Origin of the sequence: Sphingomicrobium sp., from assembly GCA_036563485.1 — a bacterium.
In the GTDB taxonomy this organism is placed as follows: Bacteria; Pseudomonadota; Alphaproteobacteria; order Sphingomonadales; family Sphingomonadaceae; genus Sphingomicrobium.
This window is the reverse complement of the sequence record DATCMI010000001.1, coordinates 2,178,173-2,191,063: the sequence shown is the minus strand read 5'-3', so window position 1 is coordinate 2,191,063 and position 12,891 is coordinate 2,178,173. Positions and strand designations below refer to the sequence as shown.

Below are 12,891 nucleotides of genomic sequence, written 5' to 3'. Positions count from 1 at the left end.
CATGCCTTACATGCAGCAGCTGATCGACGGCTATCGCCGCTTCCGTGAAAAGGACTGGCAGCACGAGCGGGAACGCTGGGCGGAGCTTGCAGACGGACAAAGCCCCCGCGTGATGATCCTCTCCTGCGCCGACAGCCGGGTCGACCCGGCCCAGATTTTCGACGCTCGCCCTGGCGAGATGTTCGTCGTCCGCAACATCGCCGCGCTGGCGCCGCCCTATGAAACGACGCGGGGCTACCACGGCGTCTCTTCAGCGCTGGAATTCGCGGTGACGCAGCTGAAGGTCGGGGAAATCCTGGTGATGGGCCACGGGCTGTGCGGCGGCTGCGCGGCGGCGCTGACCGGCCAGTTCGACGACAGCTCGCCCGGCGAGGGTCACTTCATCGCCGATTGGGTGGGAATGCTTTCAGGCGCGCGCGACAAGGTGCTGCACCGACACGACGAGCTCGATCGCGATGCTTTCCTGGACATGGAGCGCGAAGCTGTGAAGGTCAGCCTCGCCAACCTTCGCACGTTCCCGTGGATCGCTGAAGCGGAGCAAGCCGGAGAGTTGAAGCTCCACGGCGCTCATTTCTCGATCGCGGAAGGGCGCCTGTACGTGCTCGACGAGGCGGAAGGTGACTTCCGCCCCGTCTAGCAGCTTACAACGGGCTTAAGAGCCTCGCTTAGGAGCGGCGTCATGACGCCGCCGCGAAGACTAGCAGCGAACGTTATAATCGTAGTGCGGCTGACCGTATTGGTCGACGTAATAGCAATAGCCGCGGGTATCACGGTACATCTGACGGCCGTTGACGCGCGCGCCGAGCACGCCGCCAAGGATCGCGCCAACCGCAGCGCCGGTGCCCGGCTTCAGGCCCGGAAGAACCGCGCCGGCCAGTGCGCCAGCGCCTGCACCGACTGCGGCGCCGGCGACGGCATTGCCCGTCGAACCATAGCCGGAGCCGTACCCGGAGCCGTAATAGCCGTTATTATAGGGATCGCCGTAGCCGTACTGGTTCGGATACGTCGCACAACCCGCAACCGACACGCTGGCGGCGGCAAGGGCTGCAGTAAGTCCAAGCTTCCTCATCTCTCTCGTCCTTCCACATCTCGCCCCCTGTGGCGCTATTAGTGCTCAAGGGGCCGTTTCGTTCCCGCCACGGTCGTATCGGACCCGTGATGAACGGCAGATTTCGGCAGGCTGTGGTTATCCCGCGACACCGCGCTAGAGATGAGGGGAAGGAGTCGCGAATGCGCGAGAGATTGCCCGAGCCGGAAGCGAATATCGCTCTGCTGATCGATGCCGACAATGCGAGCCCTGACCATTTCAACCAGGTTCTGCTGGTGCTCGGCGAACTTGGCACCATCAACATCCGCCGCGCTTATGGGAACTGGTCGAAGGCGAGCCTGAAGGGCTGGGCCGACCTCTCGCTCGAACATTCCGTCATCCAGGTGCAGCAGCCCGATCCCACGAAGGGCAAGAGCGTCACCGACATGCGCATGGCGATCGACGCCATGGACCTGCTCCACGGCGGCCGGGTGGACGGCTTCGGGATCATGTCGTCCGACAGCGACTTCCTGCCGCTCGCCCAGCGAATTCGGGAACAGGGCCTGCAGGTCTGGGGCTTCGGCACGGCCAAGACCCCCCACTCCTTCCGCCAGGCATGCACGCGCTTCTTCGATGTCGGTGCGCTTGCCCCGGACGAAGAAGACCAGCTGGAGCAGCCAGCGACCGGCAACAAGCAACGGCCCGTAGACCCCGAACTGCTGCAAGTGCTCGGGGATGCCTACAAGGCGTCGAAACGCGATGAAGAGGGTTATGCGCCGCTTTCGGAGCTCGGCCAGCGCGCCAAGGCCGTGTCGAGCTTCGCCGCCCGCAACTACGGCTACACGCGCCTTTCCGACCTCATCAAGGCGGTTCCCAATTTCGAAGTGAAGAGCGACGACGACGGAGGGCTGCTGGTCAAGCGCCTGCGTTAGTCTCGCCGCGCCCCTGGCGCTGGATCCTCAATGTCGGCGTTCCGGCGATCTCGAAGCTCGTCGAAGCGATGCTGATCTTCTTCCGGTTCAGCTCTTTCAAGATGTCGCGGCTCATGGCGTCCTTGATGTCGCGCACTCCATGGTCGGGGCAGAGGAACCGCACGGTCAATTCCAGCCAATTGTCCGTGATGCGCCAATAGACCCGCGGGTCGATGTCGCCGACGGCAAGGTTGTATCGCCGCTCGAGATTGCGCACTTCGTCCTGGGCCATATGCTCGCTGCACAAGGCGTGGCGCCGGGCAGCATCGATGAGCAGTTGCTCGACCTCCTCGTGCGGCCCCTCGTAATGTATGCCCAGGCTGATCTCGTCCCACACATAGGGAAACTGGTCAGTGTAATTGTACACCGGCTCGTCGAAGATCTTGTCGTTAGTGACGGTGACGATCCGCCCGGTGAATTGCCGGCTCTTCACCCACATCGCCGGCTCGTCCTTCTGGACAGGCGGCGGCTGGCCCATTTCCATGATCTTGGTTTGCATGAAGCTGAGCGCGATGACGTCGCCGCGCACGCCGCCCATGACGATCCTGTCGCCGACATTGAAGGTCTTGCCGCGCAGGATCACGAAATAACCGGCGACGGCGGTGACGACCCGCTGCAAGGCGAATGCCACGCCGGCGGTGACGAGCCCGAGCACGGTTGCCAGCCGCTGCGGGCTGTCGAACCAGATCGAAGCTATCCCAAGGATCATGATCACGGCAATCAGCAGGCTGAGCGCCTGCCGGGCCCAAAAATAGAAGCGGGTGCCAGCCCTGCTCCCCAGCGACAGCCTGAACAGGCGGCGCAGCAGCCAGGCGGCCAGCAGCGCGATTGCGATGAAGAGGACGGACAGGACGAGCTTGCGCAGGTTTTCGGGCGTCGCGCCGATCAGCGTCACGCCAAACAGTTTCAATGCATCTGGCGAAGCGCCGGCGGCGGCGTTCGCGGCAGGTGCGAGGTTCAAAAGCCCCTGCATACCCGATCAACCGGGCGACCCGACGTTCGTTCCGAACTCGTCCGACCGGGGCTTCCGTCTTATGTAGCTCACCACAGGTCTCTAGCGCGGGAACGCGGTCCCGCCCGGTCCGTTCGCCCCAGCAAAGGAGACCGACATGGAACATCCCCGCACCCAGAGCGCGCGTGAGAACGACGACAGCGACATCATCGACAATGCCGAACCCGGACCGGATTTCGGCGGCAGCTACGGCGGCAATATGCAGCGCGACATCGCCTCGGCGGTCGAGCTTGCGCGCGTCGAGGACCCGGAAGCGCGCGAAGGCTCCGACAAGCAGCACGATATCGACCACGCGCAGCGCTACGAGAACGACCACCCCGCCGACCAGCAACAGGGCGACAGCGCCTGAGGCGCGGCTAATCCCTAGCGCGTAAGCTTGCGGTAGCTCGTCCGGTGCGGGCGGGTGGCTTCCTCGCCCAGGCGGCGGACCTTGTCCTCCTCATAGGCCTGGAAGTTGCCTTCAAACCATTCGACGTGGCTGTCGCCCTCGAACGCGAGGATGTGCGTCGCGAGGCGGTCGAGGAAGAAGCGGTCGTGGCTTATCACCACCGCGCAACCGGCGAAATTCTCGATCGCTTCCTCGAGCGCGCCCAAAGTCTCGACATCGAGATCGTTGGTCGGCTCGTCGAGCAGCAGCACGTTGCCGCCGCGCTTCAGCATCTTGGCGATGTTGACGCGGTTGCGTTCACCGCCGGACAGCTTGCCGACGTTCTTCTGCTGGTCCTGGCCCTTGAAGTTGAACGCGCCGACATAAGCCCGCGTCGACTGGTCGTGGCCGTTGACCTTCATGTAATCGAGCCCGTCCGAGATCTCCTCCCAGACGTTCTTGCTGTCGTCCAGGTGATCGCGGCTCTGGTCGACATAGCCGAGGTGCACGGTCGGCCCGATGTCCACGGTGCCAGTGTCCGGCTTCTCCTGACCGGTGATGATCTTGAACAGGGTCGACTTGCCGGCGCCGTTGGGCCCGATCACGCCGACGATCCCGCCCGGCGGCAGCGTAAAGGACAGGTTTTCGAACAATAGCTTGTCGCCATAGGACTTGCTGATGTTCTCGACCTCGATGACCTTGCCGCCGAGGCGCTCCGGCACCTGGATCAGGATCTCGGCCTTGCCCGGAACCCGCTTTTCCTGGCTGGCGACCAGCTGCTCGAACTTGGCGATACGCGCCTTCGACTTGGTCTGGCGCGCCTTGGCGCCCTGCCGAATCCATTCGAGCTCGTCCTTGATCGCCTTCGCCCGGCCGGACTCCTCGCGCTCTTCCTGCTCCATGCGCTTGGCTTTTTTCTCGAGATAGGTCGAGTAATTGCCTTCGTACGGGAAGTATTTCCCGCGATCGAGCTCGAGGATCCAGCTCACCACATTGTCCAGGAAGTAGCGGTCGTGGGTGATCATCAGCACCGCGCCAGGATATTCCTTGAGGTGCTGTTCCAGCCACTGGACGCTCTCGGCGTCCAAGTGGTTGGTCGGCTCGTCGAGCAGCAGGATCGACGGCTTCTGGATCAGCAGGCGGGTGAGCGCGATCCGGCGCTTTTCACCGCCCGACAGGCTTTCGACCGACCAGTCGGACGGAGGGCAGCGAAGCGCCTCCATCGCGACCTCGAGCTGGTTGTCGAGCGTCCAGCCATCGACCGCGTCGATCTTCCCCTGGAGCTCGCCCATTTCCTCCATCAGCGCGTCGAAGTCGGTGTCTTCCTTCGGGTCGCCCATTTCCGCCGAGATGGCGTTGAAGCGGTCGACCATGTCCGCGGTCTCGCGCGCGCCGTCCTTGACGTTTTCGAGCACGTTCTTGCTCGGATCGAGCTGCGGCTCCTGCGGGAGATAGCCGACGGTGACATTCTCGCCCGGCCAGGCCTCGCCCTGATAGTCCTTGTCGATGCCCGCCATGATCTTCATCAGCGTCGACTTGCCGGCGCCGTTGGGGCCGACGATGCCGATCTTGGCGCCGTGATAGAATTGCAGGTTGATGTTGCTGAGCACCGGCTTCTGCGCGCCGGGGAAGGACTTGGTCATGTCCTTCATCACATAAGCATATTGAGCGGCCATCGGGTCGCGAGGTCCTATTCTTGAATGTCTGTGGAGTTGGCGGCGAGTTAGTGCACCGCGCCGCCAAGTTCCAGCCCTAGAAGGGCATCTTGAAGCCCGGCGGCAGCGGCAGCGTGCCCTGCATCTTCTGCATTTCCTGCGCGGCCGCCGCATCGGCCTTCCCGCGCGCGTCGTTGATCGCGGCCGCGATCAGATCCTCGACCATCGTCTTCTCCGACGGCTGGAGCAGGCTTTCGTCGAGATCGACGCCGAGGATCCGCCCCTTCGCGGTGGCGCGGATCTTGACCATGCCGCCGCCTGCCGCGCCCTCGACCTCGATATTGTCGAGATTGTCCTGCGCCTTCTGCAGCTCCGCCTGGGCGTTCTGCGCCATCTTCATGATCTCTTCGAAATCAGGCATTTCGGGCATGGTGTTAAGAACCTCTCGTTGAATAGGATTCAAGTTCGGCGCCGGGGAATGCGTCCAAGACGGCGCGAACGTTGGGGTCGGCAAGGACATCGGCGCGGACGCGCTCCTCGGCCATTTTCTCCTGGTCGAGCAGCGACGGTTCGCCGGCTTCGTCGGACAGCGACACTTGCCATGTGGCACCGGTCGCCGACTTGAGCGCCGCCGCAAGGTCGCGCGGCCAATCATGACCGAATGGGCGCATGGGCTTCAGAACCAGCTCGGGTGGCGCGTAGCGAACCACGCCCACCTGGTCGTGCAACTGCACTGCAAGCTGGTGGCGGCCGTTGTTTTCCAGCAGCTGGACCAGCGCGCGGAAGCTGTCGGGCAGCCGCGCCGTCGCTCCAGCGGGTTCGCGCGCCGGAGCGGCCCGCGGCGCGCTCGACCCGCCATCGTCCGTCATCCGCGACATCAGCGCGCCCGGATCCGGCATGTCCGCCGCGTGGATCAGGCGCAGCAGCGCCATCTCTGCGGCTTCGCGCGGGTCCGGCGCGACCTGCACGTCCTGCAGCCCCTTGAGCAGCATTTGCCACAGGCGGTGGAGCATCGCCCAGGACAGCTTGCCGGCAATGTTGCTCGCGCTCTCCCGCTCTTCGGCAGACTCGAGCGCGCTCGGCGATGCTCCGGCTTTCGCGCGCGTCGCCGCATGGAGCGTCTCCATCAGCCCTCGAAGCAATTGCGTCGGCTCGACTCCAAGCTCGTGCGCCTGGTCCAGTTCGCCGAGTGCCGCCGCCGCGTCGCCGCTAAGGACAAGGTCGAGCAAGCGGCGGACCCGGGCACGATCGGCTAGGCCAAGCATGTCGCGCACCTGCTCGGCGGTCACCGCCCCCGCCCCGTGCGCGATCGCCTGGTCGAGAATGCTCAGACCGTCGCGCGCGGAGCCCTCGGCAGCGCTTGCGATCATCGCCAGTGCTTCCGCTTCGACCTCGACCCCTTCCGCTTTCGACACTTCGCCGAAATGCTGCGCCAGCTTCTCGGCCGGAATGCGGCGCAGGTCGAACCGCTGGCAGCGCGACAGCACCGTCACCGGCACCTTGTTCACTTCGGTCGTGGCGAGGAAGAACTTCACATGCTCAGGCGGCTCCTCAAGAGTCTTGAGCAACGCGTTGAACGCGTTCTTCGAAAGCATGTGGACTTCGTCGATGATGTAGATCTTGTAGCGGGCGCTGACGGAGGCGTAGCGGACCGCGTCGATGATCTCGCGGATGTCCTCGACGCCCGTGTGCGACGCGGCGTCCATTTCGATGACATCGATGTGCCGTCCCTCGGCAATTGCGCGGCACGGCTCGCAGACGTTGCACGGGTCGATGGTCGGCCCGCCCTGCCCGTCCGGACCGATGCAGTTGAGCGCCTTGGCGATGAGCCGCGCCGTCGACGTCTTGCCAACGCCGCGAACGCCGGTGAGCAGGAAGGCATGGGCGATGCGGTCGCGCTCGATCGCATTGCCGAGCGTCTTCACCATCGCCTCCTGGCCAATCAGCTCGGAAAAGGTCTGCGGGCGATATTTGCGGGCGAGGACGCGGTAGGCTCCGCCTGGCGCGCTAGGCGCGGGTACTTCCGGCAGGTCGAGCCCGAGACCCGGCATGTCCATAGGCGATTCGTCAGCGTCCATTGCTGCTGATGTAAGGGGGTGCGCCGCCGAACGCGAGCGGTGGAAGCCGACGACCCGGCACGAAATCGTTGTGGCTGCTCCCTTCCGGGCCTGACCAGGTTGGCGACAGCGCCGTCCGCCGACTTCCGGCGGCGCATATGGTTGGAAAGAGCCGCTGGCGCAAGTTCACGCGGCATCAAGCCTCTTCTGCCTAGGCCTCGCTGCCGCTAAGAAGCTGGTCGCACCGAAGAAAGGCCGTTCATGCTCATTCCGTTGCTCTTTGCCCTGGCAATCGCCGGCCAAGCCGCGCCCGCAGCGGAGGATGCGCCCGAGCGCGGTCCAGGGCGCTTTTTCGTGAGCCCGATGGGGGAACCCTTCTACGGCCGCACCTCGGGCGAGGATGGGCTCATCGTCTGGTTCCAGCGAGCCGACGCCAATCACGACGGCGCCATCACCGCCGACGAGATGGTTGCCGATTCCGACCGTTTTTTCGCGATGCTCGATCGAGCGGGAGACGGCGAGATCGATCCCGACGACATGCTTTATTATGAAGGCGTTCTCGCCCCGCAGCTGCGCGCTCAGTCGATCGTGACGGTCACCACCCGACCAGGCGGCGAGACGGCTGAGCATGTCGACAATGAGTCTGCCTCCGGGCGCTATGGCCTCATGAAAATTCCGCAGCCGGTTGCTTCGGCGGACCGCAATTTCAACCGCGGCGTCTCTCGCGACGAGTTGCGGGCCGCGGCTCGCCGCCGGTTTCAGATGCTGGACGCCGCTGCGGCTGGTCGCCTCACCTTGCCGCAGTTGAAAGATATCCGGCGCGCCGCCGCGCAAGCCGCCAATCGGCAGCCGGCACGCGAAGCGGGCCCCTCCTCCGACCCGAATGCCGCCGAGTATCGGAAGTACTAAGAGCTTAGCGGCCCATCCAGTTCGTCGCCGCTGGCGGGATCCGCACGGTCAGCGTTTCTAGTTCGTCCGACAGGATGATCTGGCATGCCAGCCGCGACGTGCGGCTTGCGTGGGATGCAAGGTCGAGCAGGTCTTCTTCCTCCTCGCTCGCCGGCGGCAGCTTCGCGAAGTCGCCCGCATCGACGATGACATGGCAGGTCGAGCAGGCCATCACGCCTTCGCACGCGCCCTCGAGCGGCTCGCGCGCCGCCCACGCGACGTCCAGCAGCCGCTCGCCGCTTTCGCCTTCCACTTCCTTGTCGAGCGTGCCGTCGGGCCGCAGGAACCGCACTCGTGTCACGCGTCCAGCTTCTCCTGCGCCGCGGCATGAGCGGCGATGCGCGCGCAGGCGTCCACCAGCTCCTCCTCGGTCGTATAGCGGCCGAAGCCGAGACGGATCGACGAGCGCGCCTCAGCTTGGCTGAGGCCAAGCGCTCGCAACACATGGCTCGGCCGCCCCGAACCGCTGGCGCAGGCGGAGCCCAGCGAAAATGCGATGTCGCGCAGATCGGCAATTAGCCGAGCTCCGTCAACGCCTTCTCGCCGAATGTTCAGATTGCCTCTGTATCGGTGCCTAGTGCTGCCATTGACGGTCCAGCCCGGCCCGAGCGCTTCCCGAGCCGCGCTCCACAACCGCTCGACGTGCTCGGTGTCGCCGGACATCCGTTCAGCAGCGAGCTGCGCGGCGGCGCCGAATCCCACGCACAGCATCGGCGATAACGTCCCTGAGCGAAGGCCTCGCTCCTGGCCCCCGCCATGGATCAACGGCTCCGGCTCGGCGCCCTTGCGCATCCACAAGGCCCCGATCCCCTTCGGCCCGTGAACCTTGTGCGCCGATACGGCGACCAGGTCAGGACCGTCGCAAAGCTCCATGCGCCCGAACGCCTGAACGGCATCGCACAGCATCAGTGCACCGCACTCGTGCGCCATCCGGGCGATTTCGGTGATCGGCTGCGTGACTCCGATCTCATTGTTCACCTGCATCGCCGCGACCAACAGCACCCGCTCGTCGAGCTCGCGCTCGAGCAGCTTTAGGTCGAGAAGCCCATCCCTGCCCACAGGCAAGATCGTCAGGTCGATGCCCCTCCCCGCCAGCCATTCGCAGGTATCGAGCACCGCGGCGTGTTCAGTGGCGAGTGTGATAATCCGGTTTCGACCGTGCGGAGCCCTGCTGACGGTCCCCTTCAAAGCCCAATTGATCGCCTCGGTCGCACTGCCGGTAAAAGCAATGCTGCCGCCCTTCAGCGACGCCGCTTGCTCGACCCGCTTGCGGGCGACCTCGACGGCCGCATCGGCTTCCCGCCCCCGCCGCGACGGCGAGTGCGGGTTGGCGAACTTCTCCTCGAGCCACGGCATCATCGCCTGCGCGACTTCAGGCGCAATCGGTGTGGTCGCTTGATAGTCAAGGTAGATCACGCGGCTTTTGCCTGCACGCGCTCGGCAATCTTGCGCCATTCGAGCAGGAACCGCTCGATGTCCCGCTGGTCCGTGTGAGGGCCGAAGCTGACGCGGATCAGGCTGGCGGCAATTTCGGGCGGCACGTTCATGGCCTGGAGGACTTCGCTCCCCTTCATCTTGCCCGACGAGCAGGCGCTTCCGGCGGAGACGGCGATTCCGGCCAGGTCCAGTTGCACCAGCAGCGAGGCGCTCGATGAACCGGGAAGCGCGATCGCGCCGATCGTCGGCAGCCGCGGAGCAGTCTCGGCAATGATCGTCCCGCCCAAGCTCTTCACTTGCTCCTCCAGGATGCGGCGAAGCTCGGCATGGCGCTCCATGTCGTACGGCCGCGCCTTCAATGCAGCCGCAAAACCGGCAATTGCCGGCACGTCCTGGGTACCGCGGCGATAGCCCTTTTCCTGCCCGCCGACGGCATTCAGCGTCGCCAGGTCGCGCACGAGCAGCACGCCTACGCCCGGCGGACCGCCGAGCTTGTGGGCGCAGGCCGCGATGAAGTCGGCGTCCGGCAGCGGCAGCTTGCCGGCACTCTGCGCGCAGTCGGCAAGCAGCAGGCTGCCCGCTGCCCGAACCTTTTCCGCGATCCCGCCGAGCGGCTGAATAACGCCCGTTTCATTGTTCACCTGCTGGATCGCGATCAGCGCCGGCCCCTCTGCCAGCACGGAATCCAGCCCGGCTTCGTCGATCAGTCCGTCGCCATCGACGGCGATGACCCGCGAGGCCTCGCCCATCGCGTGCGGAACGATGGGATGCTCGGTGGCGCCGTGCGCCCGTCCCGCGACCAATGCCCGGGCCGCAGCAATCTCGATCGCTTCGCTCGCCCCGCTGGTGAAGATGACGTCATGCCGCCAGCCGAGCACGTCCGCGATGTCCTTGCGCGCCTGCTCCATGATGGCGGCGATCGCGCGCCCCTCCCCATGCGGCGAGCTGGGGTTCGCCCAGTGTTCGTAAGCGCGGGCGATCGCCTCGCGCGCTTGCGGCAGCACCGGCGTGGTCGCCGCGTGGTCGAGGTAAAGGCGTTCCGGCGCGTTCAACGGTGGTTATTCCTGCTGATTGCCACAAGAAGGCTCGCGCCTATATAGGACCGCACGCCGCGGCGCACCCGTCGGCCGACCTTATTCTCTTCTCGCGAGCTTTCACCGCCGATGCCCGAAGTCATTTTTCCCGGCCCCGAGGGACGTCTCGAAGGCCGTTTCCATCCCGGCACCCGCCCCCGCGCACCGGTCGCGCTGATCCTCCATTCCCACCCGCAGGCCGGCGGGACGATGAACAACAAGATCGTCCAGCTGCTTTATCAAACCTTCGTCAAGCGCGGCTTCGCGACCCTTCGCTTCAACTTCCGCGGCGTCGGCAAGAGCCAGGGCGTGTTCGACAACGGCGTCGGCGAGTTGTCGGATGCGGCAAGCGCGCTCGACTGGGTGCAGAGCATCCACCCCGAAGCCGAGACGACCTGGGTCGCGGGCGTCAGCTTTGGCGCCTGGATCGGCATGCAGCTGCTGATGCGCCGCCCGGAAATCCGTGGCTTCATCTCGATCGCGCCGCCCGCAAACATGTACGACTTCAGCTTCCTCGCTCCCTGCCCCTCGTCGGGCATCATCATCCAGGGCGAGGCCGACGAGGTGGTGACCCCGAGCGCGGTCCAGAAGCTCGTCGACAAGCTCCGCACGCAGCGCCACATCACCATCAGCCACGACCTGATCCCGGGCGCGAACCACTTCTTCGCGAACGAGCTTGAGCAGCTGATGAAGTCGGTCGACGATTATCTCGACATGCGGCTCGCCACGGACCCGATCAAGCCGTCTATACCGTCCAGATCATCACGTTCGTGAGCAGCACGAGCGCGGCGACGATCATCAGCACGCCGCGCGACCGCGTCTGACGGGCAAGCGCAAGCTTCACCCCGCCGCCCACGAGCAGGAACACGGCGATCATTGCCAGCGCGAGCGCGGCGGCCGAAAAACTCTGCATTCCTCTGCTCCGTTTTCACCAAGACTTAACCAACTTAGGTTCACATTGGCGAGCATGCCGCAAACCGAGCAGCAGGCGCGCCTTGAAGAGGCGTTCGAGAGGATCGAGGAGACGATCCTGCCATGCATCGCCATGATGCTGGAAACGCTCATCGACGCGTCGGAATCCGTCGCAGAAGGCGAGCGCCGGTTCCTGGTCGGCGAGCTCCAGACCCTGGCCGCCGAACTCGAGGAGCTGACCAAGGCGGTCGAGCTGTCGAGCCCGCTTCACGTCGACGCCGGCGAATATCGCACCCGCAACGTCGCTTAAGGCGCCTCGCTGAGGATCCGCGCGTGAAGCGCCGGGTCCACATTCCCTCCGGACAGCACGATCACCGAGTCTTCCTGCATTTCGACCTTGCCTGCCATTACCGCGGCCAAGGCCGCTGCTCCGCCCGGTTCGACGACCAGCTTGTGCTTCTTCCACGCGAAGCGGACGGCCGCTTCCACTTCCGCGTCGGTGACGGTCACCACCTCAACCCCGCGATCCTGGAAGATGCCGAAGGTGATCGGTGAAACGCGCGGCGTCTGAAGCGCGTCGCAAAGGGTCGCTGGGGCGTCAGCGCCAACCGGCACGATCTCGCCCGCTTCGAGCGAGCGTCGCATGTCGTCCCATCCTTCCGGCTCCACCGCGATGATCCGGCTGTTGGGCAGCGCCAGCGCGATACCGCCCGCGAGCCCGCCGCCGCCGCAGGGGACGACGACCGCGTCAGGATCGTCCCCGAGCTGTCCCAGGATCTCGAGCCCGACTGATCCCTGTCCTGCAACAATGTCCACGTCGTCGAAGCTGGGAACGACCGTGGCGCCGCCTTCAGCCGCGAGAGCGGCCGCGATCTCCTCGCGGCTCTCGGTGCGCCGGTCGTAGAAGACGATCTCCGCTCCTTCGGATCGTGTACCTTCGACCTTCACCGCCGGCGCGTCGGAAGGCATGACGATCGTCGCCCGGATCCCGAGCCGCCTGGCGGCGATGGCCACTCCGCGCGCGTGATTTCCTGAGGAAAAAGCGACGACGCCCCGCGCACGTTCTTCTTCGCTGAGTTTCAGCAGCCGGTTCGTCGCACCCCGAAGCTTGAAGGCTCCGCCGGTCTGCAGGCACTCGCACTTCAGATGATGGAAGACGTGGTTGATCTCGCTCATCACGAACGGGGTCTGCTCCACCAGGCCATGGATGCGCTCGGCGGCCGCAAGAACGTCGCTTCGGGAGACGTTCGGCTCATCAGCTAAGTTGTTGATTTCAGCACCTTTCCGACGAATTGTTGCACAGTGGCGACAGGGCGCGTCCGCAATCCCCAGCCACAGGCTAAATATTCTTTACAGGGGGCACCCCCGTCCATATATCGCGCCCCGCTGCCCCATGGGACTTCCAACCGCAAGGCAGCTTTCGTCAACGTTT

At 65.1% G+C, this 12,891-nt stretch carries 16 protein-coding genes and 1 other RNA gene; 6 read left to right on the top strand and 11 right to left on the bottom strand.

The genetic code is table 11. The features are described from left to right. Position 1 precedes the first annotated feature (1 nt). Positions 2-637, top strand: coding sequence for a carbonic anhydrase (locus tag VIL42_11465; protein HEY8593462.1), 636 nt, complete (start codon positions 2-4; stop codon positions 635-637). A 60-nt stretch (positions 638-697) separates the two neighbouring features. Here VIL42_11465 and VIL42_11460 read toward each other — a convergent pair whose 3' ends face one another. Continuing rightward, the gene (locus tag VIL42_11460) at positions 698-1,069 is read right to left on the bottom strand and encodes a hypothetical protein (GenBank protein ID HEY8593461.1); all 372 of its coding nucleotides are present in this window, start codon (positions 1,067-1,069) and stop codon (positions 698-700) included. 161 nt (positions 1,070-1,230) lie between these two features. On the opposite strand from VIL42_11460, the gene VIL42_11455 reads away from it, so the two are divergent. Then, a complete protein-coding gene (locus tag VIL42_11455; GenBank protein ID HEY8593460.1) occupies positions 1,231-1,959 on the top strand; it encodes an NYN domain-containing protein in 729 nt (242 codons plus the stop codon). On the opposite strand, the gene VIL42_11450 is transcribed toward VIL42_11455, so the two are convergent. Then, complete coding sequence (locus VIL42_11450; GenBank protein HEY8593459.1) at positions 1,943-2,959, bottom strand: mechanosensitive ion channel domain-containing protein; 1,017 nt, start codon at positions 2,957-2,959, stop codon at positions 1,943-1,945. The genes VIL42_11455 and VIL42_11450 overlap by 17 nt on opposite strands. A gap of 148 nt (positions 2,960-3,107) precedes the next feature. On the opposite strand from VIL42_11450, the gene VIL42_11445 reads away from it, so the two are divergent. Further along, positions 3,108-3,359: a hypothetical protein gene (locus VIL42_11445; GenBank protein HEY8593458.1), complete on the top strand. Its 252-nt coding sequence runs from the start codon at positions 3,108-3,110 to the stop codon at positions 3,357-3,359. A 14-nt stretch (positions 3,360-3,373) separates the two neighbouring features. Here VIL42_11445 and ettA read toward each other — a convergent pair whose 3' ends face one another. From ettA to ffs, 4 genes are all read right to left on the bottom strand, one after another. Next, positions 3,374-5,053 carry an energy-dependent translational throttle protein EttA gene (ettA, locus tag VIL42_11440; protein ID HEY8593457.1) on the bottom strand — a complete coding sequence of 560 codons (1,680 nt, stop codon included), beginning with the start codon at positions 5,051-5,053 and terminating at the stop codon, positions 3,374-3,376. Positions 5,054-5,129: 76 nt separating this feature from the next. After that, on the bottom strand, positions 5,130-5,453 hold the full coding sequence (locus tag VIL42_11435) for a YbaB/EbfC family nucleoid-associated protein (protein ID HEY8593456.1): 324 nt from the start codon (positions 5,451-5,453) through the stop codon (positions 5,130-5,132). Positions 5,454-5,466: 13 nt separating this feature from the next. Next, positions 5,467-7,083 carry a DNA polymerase III subunit gamma/tau gene (locus VIL42_11430; protein ID HEY8593455.1) on the bottom strand — a complete coding sequence of 539 codons (1,617 nt, stop codon included), beginning with the start codon at positions 7,081-7,083 and terminating at the stop codon, positions 5,467-5,469. Between the two features lie 62 nt (positions 7,084-7,145). Then, an RNA gene (gene ffs, locus VIL42_11425) (signal recognition particle sRNA small type) lies at positions 7,146-7,240 on the bottom strand. A gap of 110 nt (positions 7,241-7,350) precedes the next feature. On the opposite strand from ffs, the gene VIL42_11420 reads away from it, so the two are divergent. Beyond that, positions 7,351-7,998, top strand: a complete 648-nt coding sequence (locus tag VIL42_11420; GenBank protein HEY8593454.1) for a hypothetical protein — start codon at positions 7,351-7,353, stop codon at positions 7,996-7,998. 4 nt (positions 7,999-8,002) lie between these two features. On the opposite strand, the gene VIL42_11415 is transcribed toward VIL42_11420, so the two are convergent. From VIL42_11415 to VIL42_11405, 3 genes are read right to left on the bottom strand one after another with little or no spacing between them, the layout of a single operon-like run. Continuing rightward, positions 8,003-8,338: a 2Fe-2S iron-sulfur cluster-binding protein gene (locus tag VIL42_11415; protein ID HEY8593453.1), complete on the bottom strand. Its 336-nt coding sequence runs from the start codon at positions 8,336-8,338 to the stop codon at positions 8,003-8,005. Next, a complete protein-coding gene (locus VIL42_11410) occupies positions 8,335-9,453 on the bottom strand; it encodes a cysteine desulfurase family protein (protein HEY8593452.1) in 1,119 nt (372 codons plus the stop codon). The genes VIL42_11415 and VIL42_11410 overlap by 4 nt, the downstream gene beginning before the upstream one ends. After that, positions 9,450-10,526 carry an aminotransferase class V-fold PLP-dependent enzyme gene (locus VIL42_11405; GenBank protein ID HEY8593451.1) on the bottom strand — a complete coding sequence of 359 codons (1,077 nt, stop codon included), beginning with the start codon at positions 10,524-10,526 and terminating at the stop codon, positions 9,450-9,452. The genes VIL42_11410 and VIL42_11405 overlap by 4 nt, the downstream gene beginning before the upstream one ends. Before the next feature lie 111 nt (positions 10,527-10,637). Here VIL42_11405 and VIL42_11400 point away from each other — a divergent pair, with 111 nt between their 5' ends. After that, positions 10,638-11,321: an alpha/beta hydrolase gene (locus VIL42_11400; protein HEY8593450.1), complete on the top strand. Its 684-nt coding sequence runs from the start codon at positions 10,638-10,640 to the stop codon at positions 11,319-11,321. Here VIL42_11400 and VIL42_11395 read toward each other — a convergent pair. Further along, the gene (locus VIL42_11395; protein HEY8593449.1) at positions 11,293-11,460 is read right to left on the bottom strand and encodes a hypothetical protein; all 168 of its coding nucleotides are present in this window, start codon (positions 11,458-11,460) and stop codon (positions 11,293-11,295) included. The two genes, VIL42_11400 and VIL42_11395, sit on opposite strands and share 29 nt — an antisense overlap. 54 nt (positions 11,461-11,514) lie before the next feature. On the opposite strand from VIL42_11395, the gene VIL42_11390 reads away from it, so the two are divergent. Continuing rightward, positions 11,515-11,769: a hypothetical protein gene (locus VIL42_11390; GenBank protein ID HEY8593448.1), complete on the top strand. Its 255-nt coding sequence runs from the start codon at positions 11,515-11,517 to the stop codon at positions 11,767-11,769. Here VIL42_11390 and VIL42_11385 read toward each other — a convergent pair. Further along, positions 11,766-12,659, bottom strand: coding sequence for a pyridoxal-phosphate dependent enzyme (locus tag VIL42_11385; GenBank protein ID HEY8593447.1), 894 nt, complete (start codon positions 12,657-12,659; stop codon positions 11,766-11,768). The two genes, VIL42_11390 and VIL42_11385, sit on opposite strands and share 4 nt — an antisense overlap. Positions 12,660-12,891 lie beyond the last annotated feature (232 nt).

Excerpts from the sequence above, each read along its gene's own strand:
- VIL42_11465 (HEY8593462.1), top strand. The coding sequence starts at position 2 with ATGCCTTACATGCAGCAGCTGATCGACGGCTATCGCCGCTTCCGTGAA.
- VIL42_11460 (HEY8593461.1), bottom strand. The coding sequence starts at position 1,069 with ATGAGGAAGCTTGGACTTACTGCAGCCCTTGCCGCCGCCAGCGTGTCG.
- VIL42_11455 (HEY8593460.1), top strand. The coding sequence starts at position 1,231 with ATGCGCGAGAGATTGCCCGAGCCGGAAGCGAATATCGCTCTGCTGATC.
- VIL42_11445 (HEY8593458.1), top strand. The coding sequence starts at position 3,108 with ATGGAACATCCCCGCACCCAGAGCGCGCGTGAGAACGACGACAGCGAC.
- ettA (HEY8593457.1), bottom strand. The coding sequence starts at position 5,053 with ATGGCCGCTCAATATGCTTATGTGATGAAGGACATGACCAAGTCCTTC.
- VIL42_11435 (HEY8593456.1), bottom strand. The coding sequence starts at position 5,453 with ATGCCTGATTTCGAAGAGATCATGAAGATGGCGCAGAACGCCCAGGCG.
- VIL42_11430 (HEY8593455.1), bottom strand. The coding sequence starts at position 7,083 with ATGCCGGGTCTCGGGCTCGACCTGCCGGAAGTACCCGCGCCTAGCGCG.
- VIL42_11420 (HEY8593454.1), top strand. The coding sequence starts at position 7,351 with ATGCTCATTCCGTTGCTCTTTGCCCTGGCAATCGCCGGCCAAGCCGCG.
- VIL42_11400 (HEY8593450.1), top strand. The coding sequence starts at position 10,638 with ATGCCCGAAGTCATTTTTCCCGGCCCCGAGGGACGTCTCGAAGGCCGT.
- VIL42_11395 (HEY8593449.1), bottom strand. The coding sequence starts at position 11,460 with ATGCAGAGTTTTTCGGCCGCCGCGCTCGCGCTGGCAATGATCGCCGTG.
- VIL42_11390 (HEY8593448.1), top strand. The coding sequence starts at position 11,515 with ATGCCGCAAACCGAGCAGCAGGCGCGCCTTGAAGAGGCGTTCGAGAGG.